General features: G+C 72.2%; 20 protein-coding genes. 3 read left to right on the forward strand and 17 right to left on the reverse strand.

Translation table 11 applies throughout. The features are described 5' to 3' along the window. From ACQPYA_RS18275 to ACQPYA_RS18345, 15 genes are all read right to left on the reverse strand, one after another. Entirely contained in the window at window positions 1–2,052 is a 2,052-nt protein-coding gene (locus ACQPYA_RS18275; protein ID WP_433528296.1) for a YncE family protein, read from the reverse strand. A gap of 110 nt (window positions 2,053–2,162) precedes the next feature. Continuing rightward, the gene (locus ACQPYA_RS18280) at window positions 2,163–2,978 is read right to left on the reverse strand and encodes a glycoside hydrolase family 16 protein (protein WP_433528297.1); all 816 of its coding nucleotides are present in this window, start codon (window positions 2,976–2,978) and stop codon (window positions 2,163–2,165) included. Next, a complete protein-coding gene (locus tag ACQPYA_RS18285) occupies window positions 2,975–3,271 on the reverse strand; it encodes a hypothetical protein (protein WP_433528298.1) in 297 nt (98 codons plus the stop codon). The genes ACQPYA_RS18280 and ACQPYA_RS18285 overlap by 4 nt, the downstream gene beginning before the upstream one ends. 2 nt (window positions 3,272–3,273) lie before the next feature. After that, a complete protein-coding gene (locus ACQPYA_RS18290; protein ID WP_433528299.1) occupies window positions 3,274–5,475 on the reverse strand; it encodes a hypothetical protein in 2,202 nt (733 codons plus the stop codon). Next, a complete protein-coding gene (locus ACQPYA_RS18295; protein WP_433528300.1) occupies window positions 5,475–7,709 on the reverse strand; it encodes a glycosyltransferase in 2,235 nt (744 codons plus the stop codon). The genes ACQPYA_RS18290 and ACQPYA_RS18295 overlap by 1 nt, the downstream gene beginning before the upstream one ends. Further along, window positions 7,699–8,631, reverse strand: coding sequence for a glycosyltransferase family 2 protein (locus ACQPYA_RS18300; protein ID WP_433528301.1), 933 nt, complete (start codon window positions 8,629–8,631; stop codon window positions 7,699–7,701). The genes ACQPYA_RS18295 and ACQPYA_RS18300 overlap by 11 nt, the downstream gene beginning before the upstream one ends. Then, entirely contained in the window at window positions 8,628–9,908 is a 1,281-nt protein-coding gene (locus tag ACQPYA_RS18305; protein WP_433528302.1) for a lipopolysaccharide biosynthesis protein, read from the reverse strand. Before ACQPYA_RS18305 ends, ACQPYA_RS18300 begins: the two co-directional genes overlap by 4 nt. A gap of 20 nt (window positions 9,909–9,928) precedes the next feature. Next, entirely contained in the window at window positions 9,929–10,702 is a 774-nt protein-coding gene (locus ACQPYA_RS18310; protein WP_433528303.1) for a glycosyltransferase family 2 protein, read from the reverse strand. Between the two features lie 156 nt (window positions 10,703–10,858). Next, window positions 10,859–11,095 (reverse strand): hypothetical protein, encoded by a 237-nt coding sequence (locus tag ACQPYA_RS18315; RefSeq protein WP_433528304.1) that lies wholly within the window; start codon window positions 11,093–11,095, stop codon window positions 10,859–10,861. A 29-nt stretch (window positions 11,096–11,124) separates the two neighbouring features. After that, window positions 11,125–12,474 (reverse strand): Rieske 2Fe-2S domain-containing protein, encoded by a 1,350-nt coding sequence (locus ACQPYA_RS18320; protein ID WP_433528305.1) that lies wholly within the window; start codon window positions 12,472–12,474, stop codon window positions 11,125–11,127. Between the two features lie 3 nt (window positions 12,475–12,477). Further along, window positions 12,478–13,575, reverse strand: coding sequence for a zinc-dependent alcohol dehydrogenase (locus tag ACQPYA_RS18325; protein ID WP_433528306.1), 1,098 nt, complete (start codon window positions 13,573–13,575; stop codon window positions 12,478–12,480). Then, the gene (locus ACQPYA_RS18330) at window positions 13,572–14,366 is read right to left on the reverse strand and encodes an ABC transporter ATP-binding protein (RefSeq protein WP_433528307.1); all 795 of its coding nucleotides are present in this window, start codon (window positions 14,364–14,366) and stop codon (window positions 13,572–13,574) included. Before ACQPYA_RS18330 ends, ACQPYA_RS18325 begins: the two co-directional genes overlap by 4 nt. Next, the gene (locus ACQPYA_RS18335; protein WP_433528308.1) at window positions 14,359–15,126 is read right to left on the reverse strand and encodes an ABC transporter permease; all 768 of its coding nucleotides are present in this window, start codon (window positions 15,124–15,126) and stop codon (window positions 14,359–14,361) included. Before ACQPYA_RS18335 ends, ACQPYA_RS18330 begins: the two co-directional genes overlap by 8 nt. A gap of 92 nt (window positions 15,127–15,218) precedes the next feature. Further along, the gene (locus tag ACQPYA_RS18340) at window positions 15,219–16,217 is read right to left on the reverse strand and encodes an ABC transporter substrate-binding protein (protein WP_433528309.1); all 999 of its coding nucleotides are present in this window, start codon (window positions 16,215–16,217) and stop codon (window positions 15,219–15,221) included. 666 nt (window positions 16,218–16,883) lie between these two features. Then, a complete protein-coding gene (locus ACQPYA_RS18345) occupies window positions 16,884–18,575 on the reverse strand; it encodes a cation:proton antiporter (protein ID WP_433528310.1) in 1,692 nt (563 codons plus the stop codon). Window positions 18,576–19,253: 678 nt separating this feature from the next. Here ACQPYA_RS18345 and ACQPYA_RS18350 point away from each other — a divergent pair. Further along, on the forward strand, window positions 19,254–20,075 hold the full coding sequence (locus ACQPYA_RS18350; protein ID WP_433528311.1) for a helix-turn-helix domain-containing protein: 822 nt from the start codon (window positions 19,254–19,256) through the stop codon (window positions 20,073–20,075). 12 nt (window positions 20,076–20,087) lie between these two features. After that, entirely contained in the window at window positions 20,088–20,969 is an 882-nt protein-coding gene (locus ACQPYA_RS18355; RefSeq protein ID WP_433528312.1) for an SAM-dependent methyltransferase, read from the forward strand. Between the two features lie 147 nt (window positions 20,970–21,116). Here ACQPYA_RS18355 and ACQPYA_RS18360 read toward each other — a convergent pair whose 3' ends face one another. Further along, entirely contained in the window at window positions 21,117–21,323 is a 207-nt protein-coding gene (locus tag ACQPYA_RS18360) for a DUF397 domain-containing protein (RefSeq protein ID WP_433528313.1), read from the reverse strand. A 390-nt stretch (window positions 21,324–21,713) separates the two neighbouring features. Here ACQPYA_RS18360 and ACQPYA_RS18365 point away from each other — a divergent pair, with 390 nt between their 5' ends. Then, window positions 21,714–21,995 (forward strand): hypothetical protein, encoded by a 282-nt coding sequence (locus ACQPYA_RS18365; RefSeq protein ID WP_433528314.1) that lies wholly within the window; start codon window positions 21,714–21,716, stop codon window positions 21,993–21,995. Window positions 21,996–22,154: 159 nt separating this feature from the next. Here the strand turns inward: ACQPYA_RS18365 and ACQPYA_RS18370 are convergent, their stop codons facing one another. Then, the gene (locus ACQPYA_RS18370) at window positions 22,155–25,808 is read right to left on the reverse strand and encodes a S8 family peptidase (RefSeq protein WP_433528315.1); all 3,654 of its coding nucleotides are present in this window, start codon (window positions 25,806–25,808) and stop codon (window positions 22,155–22,157) included. Window positions 25,809–25,893 lie beyond the last annotated feature (85 nt).

Genomic DNA, 25,893 nt, shown 5'->3' on the forward strand with positions numbered 1-25,893 from the left:
TCAGTCGGTCGGGAAGAGCGAGACGGTGAGGGAGGCGGTGTACAGGCCGGGGTCGGTGGTCAGCGGCACCGCGAGCGTGAGATCCGCCCCCGCCCGCGTACTGCCGACCCGGCCGGCGCTGTTGGCGGTGGCCATGGTGGCGCTCGCCCCGAGACCCGCGCCGCCGTCGAGCCGTCCGCTCACCGTCGGTCCGGCCGTGACGCCGTCGCGTGGGGTGAGCACCCGCGGCACCCAGCCGAGGTGATCGGCGCCGACCTGCCCGGCGTCCGAGGTGAACGCACCGCTCTGCGCCGACAGGGCCCATCCGCCGCCCGCGGCGGCCTCGGCGGAGCGGGCGTCGACGACCGTCACCGCCGGGAGCGCGCCGGTGAACGCGAGCCGGTCGAGTACCTCCTGCCGTTGCAGCGTCACCGCCGCTGCCGGGTCCACGGTCAGGGTCAGCGGGCCGGTGAGCCCGTTCGGCACCTGCGCGCGTACCGTGATGGTGCCCCGGTTCTCGCCCGGCTCGCCCGGCCCGCCCGGCTCACCAGGGCCGCCGGGGCCGCCCGGGTCGGGCACCTCGGTCGGTACGATCTTGATGATCGAGTCCTGGGGTCCGCCGCCGAAGGTGGCCCGGTCCACCACGTACGCCGCGCCGTCGACGACCTCGACGTCGTTCGGGTGCACGGCGGTGTCCGACACGGTGTGCACGACGGTGTTGGTGGCGGTGTCGATGATGCTGATCGTGTGGGCGAAGAAGTTCGCCACGTAGAGCAGGCCGGTCCGGGGATCCGCGTCGAGCGCGAGCGCGCCGTGGCCGGTCGGGATCGACGCCACGTGGGCGCCGGTGCCGGTGTCCAGCACGGTCACGTCCGCCGAGTCCTGGTTGGCGGTGTAGACCCGGTTGCGCTGCGGGAAGACCGCCACGTTGGAGGACCGGTCGGCGCCGGGCAGCGCGTGGTGGGTGACCTGCCGGCTGGCCACGTCGACCACCGCGAGCTTGTCGGTGTCGAGCGTGCTCGTGTAGAGCTTGCCCGCCGCCTCGTCGAGGTCGAGCCCCATCGGCTGGCCGTCGATCGCGATGTCCGGGCCGCGCTCCAGCGTGTCGGCGTCGAAGGTGGCGATGTACTGGCCGTTGACCGCGGAGACGTAGACGGTGCCGCGATCCTCGTCGACTGCGACCTCGCGGCCGTGGTTGATGCCGTCGAAGCTCTTCAGGTGCTCGCCGGTGGCCTGGTCGTAGACGGCCACCCGGTTGAGCCGGGTGGACGACGTCCAGATGGTGTTGCGCTTGTCGTCCACGTCGATGCCGAAGACGCCCTCCGCGGTGGACGTCGGCTCGTCCCAGGGCACCCGGTACGAGGCCAGGATCTCCAGCGTCTCCGGGTCCACCTTGAGCAGCCGCGACGTGGTCACCGGCGGGGGGCCCGCCTGGGTCACCCAGAACACTTCGTTGCGGGCCGAGTAGGCGATCTGGTACTGACCGTTGCCGAGTTCCTTGCGCTGCACGTCGAACGTCCACCCGCCCGGCTCGCCGGGCTCTCCCGGCTCGCCGGGGCCCGTCGGGTCGACGAGGGTGAAGTCGGCGCCGAGTGACCGGGGGGCGTCGCCGGTGACCAGGCTGCCGGTGAGGAAGCGGATGCTGTGTGTCTGGCCGGCCGCCCAGTTGGCGTTCGAGTTGGCGGAGGTCGGGAACTCGACCTCCGCGCGCCACGCGCCCGTGCTGTCGGCCTGGGCGATCGCGTAGATCGTCTTGTTCTGCTGCACCTCGCCGGTGACCGGGTGGGCGATGTCGCGGGTGGTGGTGACCGCGCCGTCGTCGAGTTTGATCGCGATGATCGACCCTCGGTCACCGGCGGCCGTCTTCCAGCCGTTGCCGGAGACGACGATGGTCTTACCGACCTCGACCTGGGACGGGACGGAGTAGGTGACGGTGGGATCGAGCGGGCTGGTGTAGTCGTCGGCGTATGCGGGGCCGGCGGCCTGCACCGCGGCGGCGACAGCCAACAGCAGTGCGGCGGTCGCCGCGGCGGCGCGGCGTAGCGCGCCGCGCGATGGACTGAGTGGGATCACGGCAAGGTCCTCGACTTCCTCAGGTTGCCGATTCGCAGTAACCACTGAACTTCCTAGAAGTTAGGTAAGGCTAACCATTGTCTGATGAATAGGCAAGGTAGGTGACCGGCTCAGCTGGGCCGGTAGACCGCAATCCAGTCCACATCGACCGAAGCGCGGTCGGGCACCCCGGCCACCGGGCAGTCCGGGAACCCGTAGTCGCGCTTGCGTTGACAGCCGCCGGCCTGCGCCTGGAGGGCGAGCCACATCGGCTCGTCCGGCACCCCGGGCGAGTCGACGGTGGCCCAGACCTCGCCGTCGACCAGGTAGCGCACGCTGCCCGCGCGCCACTCCACGCCCACCGTGCGCCACCGGGTGAAGTCCACACCGGACAGATCGCGCTGGACGCGCCGCCGCTGGTCACCCTCCCGGTAGTGCAGGAAGGCGGCCAACCCCGAACGGTCACCACCGAAGTCCTCGGCGAAGTCGATCTCGGGTGGCCAGCTGTCGCTCTGCGGCCAGAGCAGGAAGTGGTAGGTGATCTCGTCGCTGGCCTGCGCCCGGAACCGCACCTCCCAGCGCCCGTACGTCCGGGTCACCGGCCAGTTCGACACCCCGCCGGTGGTCCAGGCCCCGTCGCGCCGGTACCCCTCCAGCACCAGCATGCCGTCCCGCAGGCCGACATGCTCCGGGTGCCAGACCGAGTACGGGTCGCCGCCGGGCCGGCCGGAGTACGCGGAGTAGTTCGACCCCAGCTCCGCCCGACCGAAGTCGTCGGTGAAGACCAGCTCCCAGCCGGGCAGGTCGGTGCTGGGCGGCGCGACGCCGGAGACCGTCGGCCAGCCGGGCGGGGCCGGCGACTCCGGGGCCGCCGGCACCGCCGTGCACGCGGCAAGGAGCACCACGAGCAGCGCCGGGACCGCCCGGCGCCTGCGCCGACGGCTCATCCCGGCGGCCCTCCCCCGTCCGAGAGCACCGCGATCCGCACCACCGTCAGCACCAGCAGGACGGTCACGGCCAGCGCCAGCAGCACCGCGGTCACCGTACGGCCCCAGCCCAGCAACGCCCGCCGCAGCCGTCCGGCGCGGCGCAGCCGCACCCCGCCCACCACCGGATCGACCGTGGCGGAATCACCGAGCCACGCCTCCCGCAGCGCGGTACCGGCGAGGCAGAGCAGGACCGCCACCCCGACGAGCACCGCGAACACGGGCGAGGGAAGCAGCCGTTCCACGTCGTCCACGATCAGGACTCTCCTTCCGCATCCGGGCCGCCCGGCACGACGCGTTCCAGCACGGTCACCTCGGTGCTGCGGACGATCACCCGGTAGCCACCGCCGCCGAGCAGCTCGTCCACGATCCGGTCGGTCCAGCCGGCCGGCAGCCCTGAGCGCAACTGCCCGGCCTTCTCCTGCGTGCCCGTCACGTACACGAACCCGGGGCCGGCCGAGCCGTCCGGCCCCACCTGCTCCCGCAGGCAGGCCGGGACGTCGTCGCGGCACCCCGGGGGCGGCATGCCGACGGCCGACACCTCGCCGAACCGGGCCAGCGGTAACGGGCCGACCGCCTCGACCGTGCCGACGACGGCCCCGTTCGGAGCCGCCGCGAGCAGCGTCCGGGCCTGCGCCACCTGGGCGGCGGTGACCCGCTCGAATGACGCGTTCAGCCCGCGCGTGGTGGTCAGCGCGGCGAACGCGCCCGCCAGCAACACCACCGCCGCGCCGAAGCGCACCGCCCGGCCCACCGGCGCCGCCGTCCCGGGTAGCCGGCCGAGCAGTCGGGTGACCGCGCGGCCCGTGCCGGCCACGGCTACCGCGGCGAGCGGCGCCAGCACCGGGCTGGCGTAGAGCGCGCAGCGGATCACCACCTCGCCGCCGTACGACTGCACCGCCAGCAGGCTGGCCGGCGCCACGGCCAGGCCGGCGAAGAGCGCGGCGCCCCGGTGGCGGCGCACCAGCGGCCAGCCGGCCATCCCGGCGAGGCAGAGCAGCCCGGTCCAGCCGATTCGGCTGTACTGCATCTGCTGGTAGACGGGGTCACCGACGATGCGCTCCCCCACGCCCGTCGCGACGTTGCCCCCCAGCCGCCCGAGGTCGCCGAAGAGGTCCTCGATGTGCCCGGTCCAGAACCCGGTCGCGCCGTAGGAGAACCAGCCGACGAACATCGCGGTCGCGCCGACCCAGAGGGTGCGCAGCCGGGTGGCGCCGGTCAGCACGAAACAGACCAGCGCGGCGACCAGCGCCACCGGAGTCAGCTGGTGGCTCACGACCAGGGCGGCGCTGACGACGGTCAGCGCCGCCTCCAGCCCGATGACTGTGCCGGCGGGGACGGCACGACCGGCCGGGCCGGCACGCGGCCGGCCGGGGATCCGGTGTGCCGCGCCGAGCCAGGCCCGCCAGCGCGGTCCGGGCAGCGGCGGCACCTCGGCCGCGGAGAACGCCCAGAGCAGGACGGCGAGCACTCCGGTGTAGAGCACGAAGCCCACCGCCTGCGCCGACAGGTAGTCCTGCTGGTACCAGTTGAAGGCGACGTACAGCAGGACACCGAGCCAGGCCGACCGCGGGCTGCCGGTGACCACCCGGCCGATCAGCCACAGCGCCGGCAGGACCAGCGCGGCGAAGAACGCCGGTGCGGGCAGCGCCAGCGGCGCCGCGTCGGCCACCCCCGCGACGGCCACGAGCTGCGCCGTGCCGGCGAGGAAGCCCGGCCAGCTGAACCGCGCGTCCGCCCCGGTGGCCAGGTCCCCGGTGCGCGAGACGAAGTCCACGAAACCGACGTGCACCCAGGTGGTGCCCGGCCCGGCCGCTCCGTCGGCGACGTTGACCAGCAGGTAGCAGCAGACCACGGCGGCCAGGCAGGCGGCGGCGAGCACCACGTGGTCGAGGGCGGGCCGCAGCAGCGCCCAGGCGAGGACGACGGCGAGCACGAGCAGCGCCGCCCAGTAGGTGACCGGAACCACCGCCACCAGGCCGGTGGCCCCGGCGGCGCCCGCATCCGTCTGCCGCGACGCCACCCACCAGAGGCCCAGCGCGACCGCGACCCCGGCCAGTCCACCGACCCGCGCCATCACCGGCGGAGCCGGGCGCGGGGAATCCGGTGCGGGCGGCGCGGACTGGATCCCCGACACCGCGAACGGGGTGGCCAACAGTCCCACGGCGGCGGTCGCGGTCACCACGGTGAACGGGTCCCACCGGCCGGACAGCGCGCCGAGCGCGCCACCGAGCAGGGTGGTGGCGATCGACAGGCAGAGGGCGAGGACGACGGTGGCGAGGCGGTTCGGCAGGCGCACCGCGTACGCCAGCGGGATGCCGGGCACCAGCACGACGAAGGCGACCGCGGCGAGCGCGCGACCCGGCAGCGCGGCGTCCAGGCCGGTGAGCGTCGGCACCAGCACGGCGAGCGCCGCCGCCAGCGCGACCGCGCCCAGGTCGAAGCGCCGTCCGGCCATCACGTGACCCGCCGGGCGCGGAGCCGGCCGCGCAGCAGCAGCCACGGTCCGGCGAGGTAGCCGAGCGCCTCCGCGACACCGAGCACGACGGGAAACCCGCGCGAGCGCCCGGCGTACTTGGGCGAGCGGGGATCGGCCACCACCCGCAACGCCCGGGGCATCCCGCGCGCCATCCGCCAGGCGGTGCGCGGACTCGACAGCAGGTGCTTGGTGACGACCGCGGTGAAGCCGGCGCCGTACCCGTACAGCTGGCGGCGCAGCGCCGACCCGGTCGCCCGGTGGTAGTGCCGCACCAGGGCGCTGGGGGTGTACCGGATGACGTGGCCGGCGACCAGCACCGCCCGGAAGGCGTCGAGGTCCTCGCCGCCGCGCGCCGGGCTGCCCGCGCCGAGGGCGGGATCGAAGCCACCGGCGGCGCGCAGCACCTCGGCGCGGAACGCCATGTTGTTGCCGGAGCCGTAGTTGCCCCCGGCGTACGGGAAGAGCGGGCCCCGCTCGCCGGTGACGGCGGTCCGGGCGACCGCCTCGGGTAGCTGCCCCACCGACCATGCCTTGTCGACGTATCCCTTGTCGAAGCCGCCGTGCTCCTCGAAGTACCGTTCCCACCGCGTCGCCAGCCGGGCCGGCGTGACCAGGCCGGTGACGCAGCCGACCTGCGGGGCGCTGTCGAAGCCACGGAGCAGCTCCGCCACCCAGTGGGCGTCGGGGAGCGCGTCGTCGTCGGTGAAGGCGACCACCGCGCCGTGCGCCGCGGCGAGTCCGGTGTTGCGAGCGTGCGACAGGCCGCGCCGCGGCTCGGGGACGATCCGCAGCCGGGGATCGTCCAGCCCGGACAGCAGGCGGGCCGTGGCACCGGTGGCGGGGGCGTTGTCGACGACCACGACGTCCAGGTCGGCGTGGCTCTGGGCGAGCACGGCCTCGACCGCCGGGCTTAGTCGTGGCTCGGTGCCGAGGGTGCAGAGCACCACCGTCACCAGCCGGCCGGACGGCGCCGGTGGCGTGCCGGGCGGGCAGGCGCGGGCGGCGGCCAGCACCGCCCCGGCAGCGGCCTGCGGTGGTACCGGCGCTCCGGCGCGTTCGAGGTGCGGGCGCAGCGCCGCGGTGAGCGACGCCTCGACGGCCGACTCCAGCGAGGTCGCCGGATCGTCGAGGCTCACCCGGCCGACGGGGATGCCGCGCAGCCGGACCAGGACACTCGCGGGCGCTGATGGTGCGGCCAGCGGAGCGGTGGCGGTGCCGGCCAGCTCCACCTCCGCCACCTCGGTCGGCGGGTCGGCCGCGCCGCGCCGCGCCGGCGCGAGGAACCCCCACGCGGTCGTGGTGAGACCAGCCACCAGCAGCGCGCCGCGCGCCGGGCCGGCGAGGTCGCCCCGGAGCAGCGCGGCGGCATGGCGCAGTACGCCGGCCGGGAGGGTACGGAGCACGTACCGGCGCTCGGTCGACAGGGAGGCCGCGCGGCCGGCCGCGGCGGCCAGCAGCGCCTTGGACCGTCCCTCGTGGCGGCATCGGGACAGGAAGTAGCCGACCGTGGCGCGCGACGGCGGGACCCGGTGGCGCACGGCGGGCGTACCGGTGCGTACCACCGCACCGGGGCCGAACGCGCGGCCGACGCGGATGCCGAGTTCGGTCTCCTCGCAGCCGGCCGGCACCGTGCCGAGCCGGCCGAGCCGGGAGGTGAACGGGCCGACCCGGTCCAGTGCGGAGCGCCGGATGGCCATGTTGGCCCCGATCGGGTTCCGGACGGCGGCCCCGGAGGGCGCGATCCCGCGGTAGTCGCATCCGACCACCCAGCCGAACTCCTCCGGGAACCACCGGGGGGCCCGTCCCGCGCTCCAGTCCGGCGAGACGGCACCGCCGGCCATCATGACCGACGGGTCGGCGAAGGCCCGACGCCAGGCGGACAGCCAGCCGGGGCCTGGCACGGCGTCGTCGTCCAGGAACACCACGACCGGCGCGGTCGAGGCGGCGACGCCGGTGTTGCGCGCGGCGGAGAGGCCACGCTCACCCGCGTTCGCGACCACGGTCACGCCGGGCAACTCGGCGGCGAGCAGCCGGAGCAGTCGCTCGTTGTGGTCCACCACGACGACGAGTTCGTCGCCGTCGCGGCCGAGCTGGTCGCCCGCCACCGCCACGGCCTCCCGGATGCCGGGCAACCGCTCGGCCGTGTAGACACAGATCACCACGGCGACCGCGTCGGTCCGGGCCGGGGCGAGCGGGCCCGCGCTACCGGGCATTGCCGACCCCCACCGGCTGCGTGGCCGGCTGGGTTCGCCGGCGTGGCCGCAGTGCGGTGTTCAACCGCTCCCGGATGAGCCGCACGGCGGTCCGGGCGCCGTGCAGTCCGGCGGCTCGGGCCGCGACGCCGAACAGGTGCGGCGCCTCGCGGTACAGGTAGGTCCAGGCCGCGCCCACACCGCGCCCGTCCAGCCAGATCATCCGTGCCAGCGTGCCGTCGTCGACGGTGGAGACGCCGCACCCGGCCAGGTTCTCCCGCATGATCCGCAACGTCGTGGCCCGCTGCTCGGCCAGCCTCGTCGCGCTGACCTGGCCGTCGGCGACCCGGTAGCGCAGGCCGACGTACGGCAGGTTGGCCAGGTCACCGTGCTGGCTCAGCTCGGTGAAGAGCCGGTAGTCCTCCGCGTACCCGTACTCCGGGCGGTACCGGATGCCGGCCGAGCGCAGCGCGGCGAGCCGGATGGCGGCGGAGCTGTGCGCGATGCAGGTACCGAAGAGCAGGCGGGCCCGGCACGCTGCCGGGGTGCGCGGCATCCGCACCCGCCCCGACATCGCGCCGAACAGCTCGTAGTCCGTCCCGCAGGCGACCACCTCCGGGTTGCGGTCGAGGTACGCCACCTGGCGGGCGAGGCGTTCGGGGCCCATGACGTCGTCCGCGTCCATCCGGGCGAGCAACTCGCCGCGCGCCTCGTCGAGCCCGGCGTTGAGGGACGCGACGATGCCGGCCCGGGGCCGGTGCAGGACCCGCAGTCGCGGGTCGGTGATCGAGGCGACCACCGCCTCGGTCCGGTCCGTGGACCCGTCGTCCACGACCAGCAGTTCCAGGTCCCGGTACGTCTGGCGAAGGACACTGCCGATCGCCGCCTCGACGTAGTCGGCGGCGTTGTGCACCGGCATGAGAACGGTTACCCGTGGCGTCATGACCCCACTCCGATCGGCTCGGTCGACTTCTCCGCCGGGCGGGCCACCCGGCGGCACTCCTGGATCAGCGGCGCCGCCACGATCGCCGCCCCGACGGCCTGGGCCGCCATCGCCGCCAGGCCGACACCGGCCAGGCCGACGACGGACACCAGGCCGAACGCGCCGGCGACGGTCAGTGCCACGACCGTCGCCTGGGCCAGCACGAGCAGCCGCATTCGCCGCCGCACCTGGGCCAGCGCGGCGTAGGCCGCGGTCACCGTGGCGAAGACCGTCTCCCCGGCGAGCAGCAGCACCAGGGGCGTCCCCGCCGTGACGTACTCGTCGCCGACCAGCCACAGCAGCAGCGGGCCACCGGCGGCCAGACCGACCGCGCAGAGCCCGCCCACGGCGGCCATCAGCACCACCATGCGCCGGGTGAGCGCGGCCCATGCCGCGCCCGGGGCGGACGCCGCGATGACGTACGACGCGATGACGTTGCCGCGCAGCATGCCGGCCGCCGCGCCGAGCGCGGCGACCAGGTTGTAGTACGCGGAGGACTCCGGACCGAGCCGGGCCAGCACGACGAGCGGCAGGCAGAGCGGTGTCACCGTCATCACCAGGAACATGGCGAGCGACGCGCCCTGGAAGGCCCAGATCTGCCGTGCCGGCGGGAGCGCGGGCAGGACGTCCCGGGTGGCCACCAGCCCGACGCGCAGCAGCCAGACCATGGCCACCGCGGAGATCGCCGCGGTGAGCAGGAACCAGGACCCGGTCAGGGCGAGGCCGGTCGCCGTGTACGCCAGCAGCGGCAGCGGCAGGACCTTGAGGACGGAGAGCGCCGTGTTCTTCGCGGCGACCAGGCGGGCCTGGTGCAACCCGGTCAGGATCGGGTCGAGCAGCGCGTACATGGTGAGGACCACGACCAGCGCCGGGAAGAGCATCCGTTCCGGCGCGCGGGCCAGCAGTTCGGAGCCGCCGACACCGAGCAGCACGAACCCGACGCCGAGCGCGGCGGCGACGGTGCCGCTGAGCAGGAAACCGCCCACCACGAGCGAGCGGGTGCGGCTGCCCGCGACCGGGAGGAAGCGCTGGTAGCTGCCGCCCAGCGAGAGGCAGGCCAGCGAGCTGAGCACGGTCGCCGTCGAGATGAACGCCGAGGCCCGCCCGACCTCCACCGTCGGGTAGAGCCGGCCGGCCACCACCCAGTAGCAGATGCCGAGCGCGCCGGTGGCGACCGACGACGCCATCAGCGTGACCGCGCTCGCCGCCATGCCGGGGCGCGCGCGACCCCGTGTCACGAGGGGTAGCACCGTCATGGTCAGCCGGCGAACTGGTAGGACCGGTCGTCGTGCCCGTCCCTGGTGGTGGGACGCCAGCGCCACTCGGTGAGGATCGTGCGCAGCACCCGGACGCCGTCGCGTACCGCGTGCAGGTTGCTCACGCCGTGGATCCGCCGCCGCTCGTGGCTCGGCACCTCGCGCACGGCCAGGCGGGCGGCCGCGGCCCGGCAGTTGAGGACGGTCTCGATCTCGAAGCCGTCGCCCCAGACCGCGGTGCCCGGCGGATCCGGTTCGGGGAGCCGCAGTCGCGGTAGGACGTCGGCCCAGAACGCGTTGTACCCGTAGCACAGGTCGCTGTAGCGGGTGCGGAAGAGCAGGTTCGTCAGGACCGTCAGGGCCCGGTTGCCGAGGTCGCGCAGCCGGGTCAGGTCGTCGCTCCCGCCGCCGGGCCGGACCCGGCTGCCCTTGGCGAAGTCGGCGCCGTCGCGTAGCGCGGCCACGAAGCGCGGGATCTCGGTGGGATCGGCGCTGCCGTCGGCGTCGAACATGACGATCACGTCGCCGGTCGCCGCGGCGAAGCCACAGACGAGGGCGTTGCCCTTGCCGTACCGGGTCTGGCAGATCACCCGGGCCGACGGCAGCACCCGGCGGACGGTGCGGTGCGTGTCGTCCGGCGAGTACCCGTCGACGACGATCACCTCGTGCACGGACGGTAGCGACGGCAGCACCTGGGCCAGGTTGCGGGCCTCGTTGAGGGCCGGGATCACGACGGTGACCCGGGGTTCGCGCGAGCGGTTGCGGCTGGACCCCAACAGACAACTCCGTTCTCGATCCGGCCCCCGCGCCGGTCATCAGACATCTGATAAAGGTAAGCCTTACCTTAGTTATCGGAAGCGTGGTGTCCATAGGCTGATCCGGGGATTCGGGATCGTTACTCCAGTCACACGGGCGGCGCCGGGGGCACGCGGCTATCCCGTCTCCGACCGGTACAGCCGGGCGACCATCTCCAGGTCGGGGCGGAGATCGCGGGCGGTGCCGGCGCCGGTCACGACACCGGCGGCCAGCCGTTCGGCCAGCAGCGCGAGCACCCGCCCGACATCGGCCGACACGTCGGGGTCGGTGGAGTCCACGGTGCACTCCGGCAGGCCCACGACGGAGACCCGACGGATCCAGCCGCCGACGGCCGGGATCGAGACGATCTCCACGGTGTGTCCCACCGGCCGGCCGTCCACCGTCACCGCCCAGCCGGCGGCGCGGACCCCGCCGCCTCGCCCTGCGCCAACCCACGCACCTCGTGCCACCCGGTCTCCTCGTCGACCAGCATCGACGGGTACGGGCAGGCCTGGCGCTGGTCCTCGACGAGCACGCCGGGCGGCCGGATCGTGGCGTCCTTCTCCAGCGCCGTCGCGGCGGCGAGCAGGACCCGGCGGGTCGCGACCACCCCGGCGTCGGCCGAGCCGAGACGCTCACTGCTGCGGTCCATCCGCGACCCGAGGGCCGCGAGGGTGCCCGGCATGTGCGGCCCCATGTTCTCCTGCACCGCGGCGTCCTGCATGCCGACGTTGGAGATGCCGGTCATCGAGGCGCTCGCCTGGAGATCCCGGTTGACCAGGTAGTCGTTGTCGCGGTTCATGGTCGGGGTCAGGGTGCCCGGGATCAACGGCGCGTGCAGCCCGCCACCGGCCCGCCAGCGGGCCACCTCCTGCCCGTCCAGCGGCCGGTCGGCACGGAAGCTGAACGTCCAGGTGTACGTCCGATGCTCGTCCACCGGCACCCAGGCGTGCCCGGAGCCGGGCGCGTCCGGCTCCTGGCTCAGCACCACGTACCACGGGAGCACGACCTGCGTGAACCGCCAGTACGCCTGCCCGCCCGCCATCCGCCGCCGCGCGCCGATGGTCAACCCGAAGTCGGTCTGCTCCACATAGAAGCGCGGGGCCTTGTCCACCGCGATGCCGCCACGCACCCGCTTGAACTCGTCTCCGGCGTCCCACAGCCCGATGTCGCTGTGCAGGATGCCGACGTGGCTGGCGTCCACCGCCCCCTCGAACGCCTGGATCGAGTTGCAGAGCTGCAACCGCACCGAGGCGTACACGTGCTCCGCGGGCAGGATCGTCCACGGCAGTTGGGGCGCGTCCGGGCGCAACCGCGGATCCCCGAGGTACGCCCAGATCACGCCGGCCAGTTCCCGGCAGGGATACGCGGCACGGGCGCGCACCCGGTTACGGAACGTCGACTCCTCCGGCTCGTTGGGCATGTCCAGGCAGGAGCCGTCGACGTCGAACTTCCAGCCGTGGTACACGCACCGCAGCCCGGGACCGGTCGGCGAGTCGGCGCGCTCGTTGCGCCCGAAGTAGAGCGACGCGCCGCGGTGCGGACACCACTCGGAAAGCAGTCCCGGCCGCCCGGCCCCGTCCCGGAAGAGCACCAGGTCCTCGCCGAGCAGCCGCCGACGGATCGGTGGGCCGCCGGCCAGCGGCACCTCCTGCGACAACGCGACCGGGATCCAGTGCCGCCGGTACATCGCGCCCATCGGGGTCCCCTGGGCGGAGGCGGTCAGGGTCTGGTTGCGTTCGGCGCTGAGCATCGGCTACCCCCGCACGCTGACATGGACCAGGTCGCTCCGGCCGGCGGCCGAGGCGAGTGCGACGAGGACGTCGTGCAGGCCCTCCAGCTCCACGATCCCGCTGCACATCCGGCCGAGCCGGGCGGCGTCGCGGCGGACCAGCTCGATGGCCCGCCGGATCGACGCGTCGTCCCGGCCGCGGACCGTGGTGACGGTCAGCCGCTTGCCGGCGAGCGCCGGCAGATCGACTCCGGTCCGGCCGGGCGGCCACTGCGCCAGCGCGAGCGTCCCGTCAACGCCGAGCAGGTCGACGGCGAGGTCGAGGGTCTGCGCCGTGCCGGACGCCGTCTCCACGACCGCGTTCGCCATCCGGCCGCCGGTCGCCTCGGCCACCACCCGCCGAAGGTCGGCCGGATCGGTGGTGGCGTGGTCCGCGCCGAGACGCCGCGCGAGCGCGAGCCGCGCGTCGTCGCCGTCGCGTCCGAGGACCGTGATGTGGGCGACGCCGGCGGCGCGGGCGGCCACCACGCAGGAGAGCCCCATCTGGCCCGGACCGATCACCACCACGTGGTCGCCCGGCCCCGCCCCCGCCGCCCGCACCCAGGTGATGCCGTTCGCCAGTGGGAAGACCAGGGTGGCCAGTTCGGTCGGCAGGTCCGGCGGCAGCCGGTGGGTCATCGCCCGCTCGTCCAGGTAGAGGTACTGGCTGTAGCCGCCCCAGAGGCCCGGGCCGACGGTGACCGGGGTCGAGCCGTACCGGCGGGTGTCACCGGTCGGCGCGGACGCCGGACAGAGCCGGGGCGCTCCGGAGCGGCAGGGCACGCAGACGCCGCAGGGCAGGTACTCCTCCACCATGACCCGGTCGCCGGGCGCGAGACCGAGCCGTTCCGCGGCCGGCTCGGAGATCTTCTCGACCGTGCCGACCACGTGGTGACCGAGGACGACCGGCTGCCGGGTGGGGAGGTCGTCGGCCGCGTACCAGGCGACGTCGGCTCCACAGACGCCGGACGCCTCCACCCGGAGCAGGCCACCGGCGTCGCGCACGTCGGGCAGCGGGAGACGGCGAAGCCGAGTCCTGCCGGGACCGGTCTTGACCGCCGCGAGGCACTCCCCGGCCGTCATGCCGCCTCCCGGACGCCGTCGGGACGGGCGCCGCCGGCCAGCGCGGACCAGACGTGGTCGGCGAGCGCGACGAACTCCGGCGTACGCCGCAGCGCGGTGTCACGCGGACGCTCGAACGGCACCGGCACCTGCTCGCGTACGGTGGCGCCCGGTCCGGCGGCGAGCACCACGACCCGGTCGCCGAGGAAGACCGCCTCCTCGATGTGGTGGGTGACGAAGAGGACCGAGGTGTGGCTGCCGGCCCAGATCCGCAGCAGCTCGGCCTGCATCGCGTCGCGGGTCTGGGCGTCCAGGGCGGCGAACGGCTCGTCCATCAGCAGCACCGCCGGGGCCAGCGCGAGCGCGCGGGCCAGGTTCACCCGCTGCTGCATGCCGCCGGAGAGTTCGTGCGGGTATCGCGATGCGGCGTCGGCCAGTCCGACCAGTTCGACCATTGCCGCCGCTCGGACGCGGGCCTCCCGCTTTGGTACCCGGCGCAGCTCCAGGCCGTACGCCGCGTTGCCCAGCACGGTACGCCACGGCAGCAGCGAGGCGTGCTGGAAGACCACGGCCAGCTCGCGCCCCGGGCCGGTGATCGGCTCGCCGCCGAGGCTGATCGTGCCGGCGACGGCTGGGACCAGGCCGGCGACCGCGTGCAGGAGACTGGTCTTCCCACACCCGCTCGGCCCGACGACGCTGACGAACTCCCCCGGCGCGACGGTGAAGGACACCCCGTCGACCGCGCGGAACGCCGTGCCGTGTTCGCGGTCCGGGTATTCGATCGCGACGGAATCGAGGCGCAACTCAGGCATGGCTCTCCGGCCTCCACCTGTCCAGTCGCCGTTCCACCGCGCGCACCGCGACGGTCATGAGCACACCCGCGCCGGAGACCACGAACAGGGCGACGAACATCAGGGGTGTCTGGAAGGTGTTGCCGGCGTACAGGATCGTGTGACCGAGCCCTTCGCTGGACGCGATCAGCTCGCCCACGACCATGCCGACCAGCCCCACGCCGATCGCCAGCCGGACGCCGGTGACGATCGACGGGACGGCGCCGGGCAGGATGACGGTGCGGAAGAGCTGACGCCGGTTGGCGTCGAAGGCCCGGGCGAGAGCCAGCAGGCCGGGGTCGGCGGTGCGTACCCCGGTCCGGGCGCTCAGGATGATCGGGAAGACCGCGGAGATGAAGACCACCGCGACCTTGGAGCCGAGGCCGATGCCGAACCACACGACCAGCAACGGCACCAGGGCGATCCGGGGACTGGCGTACGCGAAGCTGACCAGCGGCTCGGTGAGCTGGTCCAGCCAGCGCCACCAGCCGATCGCCAGCCCGAGCGCGAGGCCGACGACCAGCGCCAGCCCGAATCCGGCGAGGAACTCGGTGGCGCTGACCATCAGGTCTCGCCAGCCCGTGCCGGTGGTGAAGTAGGCGCGGCCGGCCACCAGGATCTCGCTCGGCCGGCTGGTGAACAGCTCGTCCACCACGCCGAGCGCGGCGCACAGCTCCCAGGACAGCAGCGCGATGGCGACGCCCAGCGCGCCGAGCGCCGCTCCCCTGCGCCGCGGCGGCACTGGGCGCCTCCGGGCGGCAGCCTTCCCCCGCGGCAGGACGATGTCGCCTCGGACGCGGGGAATGGCGTGGCCGTTGACGGCGGGCGGCGAGGTCATCTCGCCACCGGCTCGGTGCTGGCGCCTGCCTCGACGACGAGGGCGTCGTCCAGGAAGTCGGCCAGCGGGCGCGAACGGAGCTTCGCGTCCGGGCTCGCCGCCATGATGGCCTCGGCCCAGTCCCGCGGGTACGGGCTCACCTCCCAGCGTGGCGCCGCCTCCTCGAAGCTGCTGGGCACCAGGGCCACGTCCACGTCGGCGTTGGCCTTCACGAACGACGCCGCCAGCCCCTGCGGGTCGGCCCTGGCCGCCCTCGTCGCCTCGGCCATCGCGGTGGCGAACGCGAGCACCGCCGGGCGGTGTGCGGCGAGGTAGTCGTCGCGGACCGCGAACACCCCGGGTGCGGTCTGGTCCGCGATGTTCGCGACCAGGTGGAACCCGTCCTGTCGTGCCTTCACCGTGGCCGGCGGCGACAGCAGGACCGCGTCCACGTTGCCGGCCCGCAGCGCGGCGTACTGCGCGGCCACCGTCTGTAGGTACACGACCTTGACGTCCCGGGCCGGGTCGAGGCCGGCGTCCCGCAGGGTCTTCGTCAGCGCGCTGGAGAACGACGAGCCGGGCGTGGTGGACGAGATCGTCTTGCCCCGCAGCTCGGGCACGGTCAGCGGCTGGTCCGAGAAGATCGCGAAGGGCAGGCTCCCGGAGGTCATGAAGACCTTGCCGCGCCCGGCCGCCGCGACCGCGCGCATGAGTTCGTCGCCGTCGTACGCCACGTCCACGTCACCGGCCAGGAGGGCGGCCTGCGCCGCGGCCGGTGTGAGGTAGGTGATGTGGATGTCCAGCCCATTGCGCTGAAAGATCCCCTTTTCCTCGCCGTACAGAAAGACCGCGCTGGCCATGGACGACTTGGCCGCGCCGTCGGCCAGCGCAAGCCGCCACGGGCCGGTTTGGTCGACATCGCTGGTGGCTGTGCCTCGCCCGGAACATCCGGCGAGCGCGACGGACAACCCGACGACGACGGCGGCGGCGACAACGCGTCTGCTGACGCTTCCCATTCGCCTGGTCCTCTCCGTGCGTTCCGCCGGACGGAACGGCACGAGTAGCTGGTCACGAAATTCAGGCGCTGGAGGACTCCCGAACACCTCCGCAGCCCTTGAATTAGGGTAGGCTAACCATAGTCTGATCTTTCTGCAATGGGTCGCCCCGCAGGATGCGACCATGGCGCTCCAGGAATCCGGGCACGGCCGGGGCTGACCTTTCGTGTCCCGGTCGGCGTCGCCGGCACGCCAGGTGCGCCGGCGGCACCCGCGGGCAGTAAACCGGCAGAGATCCATTGATCATCGAAGTTCTCTACGCTCTGTAACCGATGGAGTCCCGCGCCTGCGCTGCCATCTCCGTTACGCGAACCCGCCCGGGTCCAGTTCACCGCGTTGTGACCCGAACAGCCCGAGTTCGACTCGGCGCATCCGTTGAGCTGCCATCGTCGACGGATCCCGGCGGGCGTAGCGGTGAGGACTTCCAGGATCTGCTGATGGGGGGCGCTGGCTATCGTCTCGTACGTCGGCAGCGCCGCCCGAATCTGCGCGATGCCCTCGCTGCGCCTGGCCACTTCGACGGACCAGGCGTCGGGGTCGCGGCGTCGACCTGTAGTTTCGCCCCTCGTGGTCAGCGCGGTGAGTTCACCGTGGGCCGCGATCGCCACCGGCCCGCGCTGTAGCCAATCAGGTGTGCGCCCCGGGCGCGCCGGCGAGTCTGCCGTGCATCTCGGTGGCAATCTGCGCCGCGTCGAGGTTCGCCAGCGCGGTCGCCAGAATGTCCGCGTCGAAGGTGCCGTGGTCGCGCGCGTCGAGCAGCGCCGACCGTTGCGCTGCGATGACCGCGAGCCGGTGTCTTTTCGCCGTCTCGAACTGCTCCGGCGTGGCGTCGCCCTCGGGATGTGGTGGCTTCGGGACCGTTTCGGCACTCGTCCTCAGGAGTTCGATGATCCGGGTCCGCTCGGCGGTGGTCTGCCTGTCGGTCGCGGTTTGGTCTGCCTTTGGCGTGATGAGGCGGAGCAGGGGGCCGATGGTGCCCCCCTGCCCGAGGAGCGACATCACCGCGACCGCGTAGGCGACGAGCACGAGCACCGATCGCTGCGGGGTGTCCTCAGGGAGCGTCTGCGCCGCGGCCACGGTGATCGCTCCGCGCATACCCGCCCACACGACAGCGGTTCCCTCGCGCCAGCCGAGCGGCTCGCGGAGGAAATACTCCATGTCCGCGAGCACCCGCGTGACCCGCACGGCGAATCGGTCGAGGTCGCGCTCGGAAACCTTGCGCCCCCGGCGGGCGTTCAGCTTGTCGAAGGCCTCTTGCTTGCCCTCCGACGAGTTCATCTTTTCCTGCACGCCCTGGAGCCAGTTCTGCAACCGCTGGGCGCGCCGGGACCGACTCTTGAGGACGCCGAGAAGCGGCGTTATGTAAGCCGCCCGGACGAGGATCGTCAGGGCGAGGGCGCCGGCCGCGACGAAAACGGCTGTCCCGACCCCGGCGTGGTCGCGCTCTACGTTCGTAACGATCGACTTGATCTGTAGACCCATCGTCAGGAACACCGCGCCCTCGAGGACGAGTTCGACGGTGCGCCAGTTTTGCGAGTCCGACAGGCGGTGCTGCGGTGAGAGATCGCGCGGGGCACGGATCCCCGTGACGAGGCCGGCGACGACGGCCGCGACAAGACCGGATGCTTCGAGGAGCTCGGCGGGCACGGATGCGAGGAAGGGCACCGTGAAGGAGATGACGGTGTTGACGGTCGGGTCGGTCACGCGCTTGCGGACCACGAGGTTGAGCCATCCGACGGCCGAGCCGATGACGACTGCGACGACGACCGAGTACGCGAACGTCCCGACCGCTCCCCAGAACGAGAACGACGCAACCGCCGCGACGATCGCGGTGCGGAGCAGCACCAGCGCGGTCGCGTCGTTGAGAAGGCTCTCGCCATCGAGCATCGCCACGACGCGCTTGGACACCGACGTCTTCTTGATGATCGACGTCGCCACCGCGTCGGTCGGGCTGATGATCGCGCCGAGGGCAACCCCCCACGCGAACCCGAGCCCCGGAATGACGAGCATGAAAAACAGGCCGAGCAGGAGCGCACTGGCGAGAACGAGGAGCACGGACAGGCCGCTGATCGCGCCGAACTCGCGGCGGAAGTTCATCGCCGGCATCGACACCGCGGCCGAGTAGAGCAGTGGCGGCAGCACGCCCGCGAGGATCCACTCCGGGTCGATGTGCGTCGACTCGAACATCGGCAGGAAGCTCGCTGCGACGCCGATCGCGACAAGCATGAGGGGCGACGCGATTCCCAGGCGCGGACCGACGACGGTCGTGGCGGCGATCACCATGAGCCCGGTCACGCTCACGACGAGCAGTTCGATCATGTGTTCATACTGGCAGCAACCTGGGTTGGATCCCGAGTTCTCCGCAAGCAGCCGTGCTTGACGTCGAGACCGCGGTGTGGCGGTTCCTGCCTGCCTCAGAGCTACGCCCTGCCGAACTGCCCGGGCAGAGTCAGAAGATCCCGGTCGTCGCCCTGTGTCTGCTGGCCGCGGCCGGTCTGGGAATGCAGCTCGCGGTAGCGGAAAGAATCGGCTCTCGTAGCCGAGCCCATAGTCGCCGTACAACGGTGAAGACAATGCAGATCTACCGTCTAACCGTTCCGCCCGAGGCGGGTGTGGTGAAACGACGTGCTGTTTCACCACACCCGCCGGTTCGGCGTCTGCGCCGCAGCAGGTCCTCGCTCGACTCGGCCTGTCCGGGATCCGCTTACCGGGGTGTATCGGGCTCCGGGACGAGTCGACGTTCCGGCCGATCCTGGCCGGTGTCGACGCCGACGGCAAGACCAACGAGCTGACCTGTTTCCAGCCACTGCTGGCACCGCTCGACCTGCCCTCGGTGGTCGTCACCGCCGACGCGCTGCACATTCAGCGCGAGCACGCCCGTTGGCTGGTCCAGCACGGCAGGCAAAGACGACCCGACGGATTATGTGACGGCACGTTTGCAGGCTGTAGGGTGGCGGGCGTCTTTCGTCGTGAGAGACGCAGCGCGGAGGTGAGGCCATGCCGATCACAGGGCAGCGCGTCGTACGTCGCACTCTGGGCCGGCGGCTGACCCGGCTCCGGGTGGCCTGCGGCAAGAGCCGGCGCGAGGTCGCCGAAGCGAAGCTGGGCATCTCCGAGCCGACGCTGCACCGGATCGAGACCGGCAAGGTCCCGGTGACCGCGGCGAACGTCCGGGCGCTCTGCTGGCTCTACGGCGCCGACCAGAGCATCACCGACGCGCTGGCCGAGCTGGCGTTGGGCACCTCTCAGCAGGAGTGGTGGGACAGCAGCCCGGTGATCCCTGACTGGTTCAAGCTCTACGTGGGTCTGGAGGCCAGCGCCAGCCAGATCTCAACCTACTACGGCGAGGTCATGCCCGGGGAACTACAGACCGAGCAGTACGCGCTGGCCGTCTTCGAGGCCGAGAAGCCAGCCGACGCCGAGGCCGCGCACCGGCATGTCAAGCTGCGGATGCAGCGGCAGAAGACGCTGTTCACGCGCACCCCGGCCCCGCGGATCGTGACCGTTCTCGGCGAGGACGTGCTCACCCGGTCCGTAGGCGGCAAAGCCGTTCTCGACGCTCAGGTCGAGCACCTGCGCCGGGTCGCGAAGCTCGACTCGGTGGACATCCGGGTGCTGCCCTTCTCAGTCGGCGCGCACGCCGCGATGGCCGGCGCGTTTCGCATCCTGGACTTCGACGACCCGGACGACCCGAACACGGTGTACCTGGAATCCCACATCGGCGCGCTCTACCTGGAGGAGCCGCGCGAGATCGACGAGTACCGACGGATCTTCGCGCTGGTCCGCGACGCCTCCGTCCCACTGGACGCCTTCCGATAAGGTGCCGCGGGTATGGTCCCCCTCGGGCCCGTCGGGGGCAGGGCCGCATGGCGACACCCATCATGGAGGGCGGCACCGGTGTCTGGTGTAGACGATGTCGGCGGAGCGAAGCCGGCGACTGCGGCGAGGATCTACGACTACCACCTCGGCGGGACACACAACTTCCCCGCCGACAGGGAAGCCGCCAAGGCGATGACACGGATGTTCCCGTTGGCACCGGTACTGGCGCGTACCAACCGGGCGTTCCTGCGGCGGGCCGTGCGCCACCTGACCGAGGCCGGGGTGCGACAGTTCCTCGACATCGGTTCGGGCATCCCGACCGAGGGCAACGTCCACGAGATCGCCCAGCAGCTCGCGCCCGACGCCCGAGTGGTCTATGTGGACATCGACACGGTCGCCGTGTCGGAGAGCCTTGAGATTCTCGACGGCAACGATCGGGCCACCGCCGTCCGGGGAGATCTGCGGGAGCCGCAGGCCATCCTGGGGCACCCCCAGGTGCGGGCGCTGCTCGACTTCGACCGGCCGGTCGGCCTGTTGTTGGGCGCGGTCCTGCACTTCGTACCCGACGACGACGTGGCGTACGACGTGGTGGGCCAGTTGCGGGCGGCGCTCGCGCCGGGCAGCTACCTTGTGGCGTCGCACGCCTCCGCCGAGGGCGGCGACGTCGACCAGGACGACGTGGAGACCGCCCAGGGACTGTACCGGCGGAACACCGCGACCCCGTTCCACCTGCGCACCCGACGGCAGTTCGAGCGGTTCTTCACCGGCCTCGACCTGGTCGAGCCGGGCGTGGTGTGGCTGCCGCAGTGGCGGCCCGCGCCCGAGGACCCGACGGATTTCGTCGACGATCCGGCCCGCAGCTCCGGCCTGGTGGCCGTCGGCCGAAAGCCGTAACCGGCTGGGCGGCGAAAGGTGGCGCCGCCCGCCGCGATCAGCCTCTACCCCATTCCAGCCCCGGCGCCCGCCGATCTGTCTCGGCGGGCGCCGGTGTCTCGTGGTCACCGCGTCGTCGAGCCGACGTCGTACCGTCGGCCACGCCGTTCAGTCAGCGAGTAGCTCGTCGAACTCCCCCCGCTTGGCGCCGAAGAGGAACGAGTCCCACTCCTCGGAGGTGAACCGTACGCTGCCGGCGGACGGGCTCTTGCTGTTGCGGACCTCGATCAGACCATCGTGGCGGCGCGCCTCGACACAGCTGCCGCCGTTGCCGGTCGACCTGCTGGACATGATCCATCCGGTGCTTTCGTGCATCGGTTACTCCTCCATGGACGGCGTGCTGGTGACCGGCTCTGTGGTCCTGGATACCGGCCGGGCGCAATCACGTCCCAGCGCGGTCACTTTCCGTTCGTGTCCGTCGACGGATAGCGAAAGCCAGCGTGCCTGAAGTCCCAGGTAGACGGCCTGAACCTCCATACCTCGCAATGACAGGACCTTTCACGATGAAATAACGGCCGACACAGCGTAACCGACAGCCGAACCCGCGCAGGATCTCGCCATGATGTTTTGTCGCCGTGAAATCTTGCACGCGCTCCCCTGCGCTGCCATGCTCTTGGTGGCACCGGCCCACCAGTGCCAGGTGATGAACCGCCGACCGCTCCGAGCAGCAACGACCGTAGCCGGTCCGCGACGAAGGGTGAGATCATGTCTGCGCCGCACCATGGCACACCGACCGTCACGACCCCGTCCGGCGAGTTCTGCCCTGGGGACCGGGTCTGGGTGCACCGTGGCACGTCCTTGCGCCCCGGCATCATCCTGCAGTCCTCGGCAGAGGCGTCGACCGTCCGCTACCGGCCGGCCGAGGCCCGGGGCACCGGCGTGGACACCGTCGTCGCCAAGAATCTGACTCCCCGCGATGACGACGACCCGCTCCTCGACCGGGCGACCGAGCCCACCCTGGCCGTTGGCATCGAGCGCGCCGCCTGATCGCTGCGGCCCACTGAACGACCTGCGACCAGCCGCACCGACGGCACCCATCCAGGCAGCGGATCATTCCGCACGCCACCTGGGAAATCCGCGTAGGCGAGACCGGGCAGGGGCGTCGACGCCCCTGCCCGGTCTCGTGTCACGTGAGGATCAAGCTGGTCAGCGCAGGCCGAACGCCCGGTCAACCGTCTGATCGATACGGTGCCCGACCGCGTCGGAGGCGACCGTGCGCAGGCTGACGTACCCAGAGGTCCGCTTCCTGGGCGGGATCACCATGGTGGTGGCGCCGTCGGCGGCCACGGCAAGTTCCGTCCAGCTGCGGCCGTCGTCGAAGGAGACCCAGGTACGGACGGACGTGATCGCCGGATCGGCGGCAGCCGTCGGGGTGGCCTGCACCGTGAAGGTGAGCGGCCTACCGGCCGCGACCGAGTTCGTCAGGTCCACCGATACGTGGTATTGGAGTCGCGGTAGTGGGATCGTCCGGTGTCCGGTGGCGGGGCCAGGGATGCCGAACGTCCACGTTGTGATGGTGTGTGGCGAGTACGCCCAGCCGTCGAAGGAGCGGGTGGCCTCCAGAACCGTGCGGTAGGTGCCGGGCGCGGCGTCGAAGTTGACCGTCGTGGTGAAGTAGCCGGCGCTGCCGATCAGCTCGTCACCCCGGTAGATCCTGATGCCGGTGACGTCGGTGGCATCGGGAATGGAGAGATGGGTGGGGTCGCTGTCCGGGAACGGTGCGGCACCCACGCTGAGGTAGTTGCCGCGCACCGACGAGTACGACTGGTAGAAGTACGTGTCCGTTCGGGTCGGGTTGGCGACCTGCTTGAACCAGTCGACGACCGGCCGTGTCCCGGGGGTGTAGGAGTGCCACGTGCGCTCGAACATCGCGAATCCGGTGTCACCGAGAGCCACGCCGCTCTGGTAACGCACGTTCGGATCCGCGGTGACCCACTGCTCGTGTGGCCGGCCAAAGGCGATGCTGGTGTCGACCGCACCGTAGAAGAACGCCCATGCGGGCTTGCTCGCCTGCTTGAACGTGCCGGTGGCGCGACCGTGGGCGTACATGTTGGCGGTGATCCTGGCCGTGTTGGTGTCGTCGGTGGTGAACCGCAGCTCACCCTCGGGCACGCTGTCGCGGAACGTGTTGACCAGGTCGTACTGGTAGGGGCTGTACGGGGTTCCGGTCAGGGTGACCCGCACGGTCCGCTGCTTCTTGACCGCGGTGGCCAGTACCGTGCCCTGCGCGCCGGTGAGGGCGAACGCTGGGACGGCCTGCGAGCCGGCGACGGCGACCAGGCGGCCCGGGGTGCGGTTGGCGACGGCGACGGCCGCCGCACCGCTCTTCGCGGCGTTCTCGATCGCGGTCGCGACGGGCACCTCCGTCGAGTGGGTGACCAGGGCCAGCTTCCCTCGCGCGTGTCGGGCCACCGCGCTGCCATCGCCCAGGTCGGCCACCTCCAGGGTGCTCGTGCCGTCGAACGGTTTCGCGCCGGCCAGGGAATCGGGGGTCAGGGTGAGGCCCCTGGCGGTGGCGGTCAGCACCGGCGCGGTCAGCGTGGTGGAGATCGCGATCTGCTGCGTGCCGTTGACCGGAGCCGGTGCCGGGAACATGTAGAGGTGCTTCACGTCGGCCGGCAGCAGCGTCGCCTGGTCGTCGGTGACGGTGGCGCTGCCCCGCTGCCACATCCGCTGGTAGAAAACGGCGCTGCCCCGCAGTTCGGTGGCCCGACCGGTGTCGATCCGTACCTCGGCGGCCTCCCGGGCGTCGTAGGTGAACGACACGTCGGCGTCGACGGCCAGGGAGGGGCGGGTGCCGGTGGCGATGTCGGCGATCCAGTTGCGGTCGGCGTCCGGCGTGAAGATCTCGGTGGTCAGGGTGTAGGTGCCGGGGCGCACCCGGGCCCGGGCGGTGCCGTCGGCGTCGAAGTAGGTGCGATAGGCGAAGTAGGAGGTGGCGGTTTCGCTCAAGAGCGTGACCCGGCTGACCCCGCCGGCCGCGATGCCGTCGCGGCCGATGCCGCTGACCGCGACCTCGTGCAGAAGCGGTTCCAGATGGATGGTGTACGGGAACCGCAGCGCCGCGTCGGCGGCGGTGGCCGTGAGGACGCCGCTGTAGTAGGTGTCGATCGGCAACACGTTCGGGTCGACGGTGAACGTGACCTGCCCGGTGCCGCCCGCCGGGACGGTCACCGAATCGGGCAGGTCGAACGCGGCGGCCGGCGTGGCTGCGCCGACGGCGTTCACCCCGGAGACGCCGAGCGTGAAGGTACGGTCGTGAGTCGCGTCGTTGTGCAGCGAGACCGTCCTGGAAATCGGTTCATAGGATCCCGACTCCCGGTACGGGACCGCGCCGAGGTTCAGTGCCGCCGGCACCCCGTACGCCTGCTGCGAGGTCACCCGCGCCACGTCAACGCGCCCCGCGCCACCCTGCGCCGCCGGATAGGTCGCGGCCCTGGCCGTCGTCACCAGCGCCGCCTTGAGCCGGGCGGCGGTCCACGACGGATGCTGCTGTTTGAGAATCGCCGCCGCGCCCGCGACGTGGGGGGTGGCCATCGAGGTTCCGCTGGCCTTCGTGTAGCGCTCGTCCACCGGTGCGCCCATCGTGGTGCCGGCTGCCCGGGCGGCGACGATGTCCACACCCGGCGCGGTGATCTCCGGCTTGACCGCGAAGTCACCGATCCGTGGTCCCCTGGTCGAGAAACCGGCGAGCGCGTCGGACCTGTCGACCGCCCCGACAGTGAGGGCCTCGGAGGCCGAGGCCGGACTGCCGATGCCCTGGACGCGGCCACTGTTGCCGGCAGCGACCACGAACAGCACCCCACTCTGCCGGGTGAGCCGGTCGACGGCGGCGCTCAGCGGGTTGCTGCCGTTGTCCGGAGTGGAGGTGCCGAGGCTCATGTTGACGATGTCGGCGCCGGTGTCGACCGCCCACTCCATGCCGTCGATGATGTCGGACAGCTGGCCGCCACCGTCGTCGCCGAGCACCTTGCCGTTGAGGATCCGCGCCTTCGGTGCCACACCTCTGACCCCGGTACCGGCGATGGTGGCCGCCACGTGCGTGCCGTGCCCGAAGTTGTCCCCGGTCCCCGGTGAGGTGCTGAAGTTCTTCGCGGCGGTCACCCGTCCGGCCAGGTCCGGGTGCTGCGCGTCGACGCCGGTGTCCAGTACGGCGACCGTGACGCCGTCGCCCTCCAGGCCGGCCGTCCACGCGGCGGGTGCGCCGATCTGCGGAACCGACTGGGTCAGGTCGGCAGTGACCTGCCGGTCCAGCCAGATCTTGTCGATCTCGACGGACTTCCGTTCGGCGGCCGTGTCGTGGCCGCGCCAGAAGTCGTGGGCGTCCTTCTTGGCGATGCTCACGGCGACCGCGTCGATGCTCTCCAGGGTGTGCTGTCGAGTCGTACGTCTCGCGGCGGTCCGGGTTCCGGACAGGATCACCGGGATGGCGGCGGCGGCCCGGTCGTCGTACCCACTGCGCAGCAGTTCGTCGACGTTGAAGAGTTGATCGTCGAGGGACCCGCTGGCGATGCCAGGCCGGGCGACCAGGGGTACGGCGTACATGTCGTCGTTCTCGCGGTAGAGGCTCACTCCGCCCCGCGACGGGCCGTTCGGGTCGGCGCTGACGGCGCGCTCACCACCCGGCAGCGTGCGAACGGTGATCGTGTCGCCGGTGATCAGAGTGATGGGGGTGGCCTGGCCGGCGTCGGCCGGGCGGGATTCGGTGACCGGTTCGGCATTGCCCGCCTGCGGCACCGCGAGAAGCGATGCCAGCGTGACGGTGACGGCGAGGGCCGCCGCGCGTATCGGAGTCCTCATGGGATCGGAGAATGTCGAAGGATGGCACTTTAGGACAAGGGATCTCCGGTTCACCTTGCGGACAGTGTCCGCTTCAGGAAATCCT

Source organism: Micromonospora sp. CA-263727, from assembly GCF_050942455.1.
Taxonomy (GTDB): domain Bacteria; phylum Actinomycetota; class Actinomycetes; order Mycobacteriales; family Micromonosporaceae; genus Micromonospora.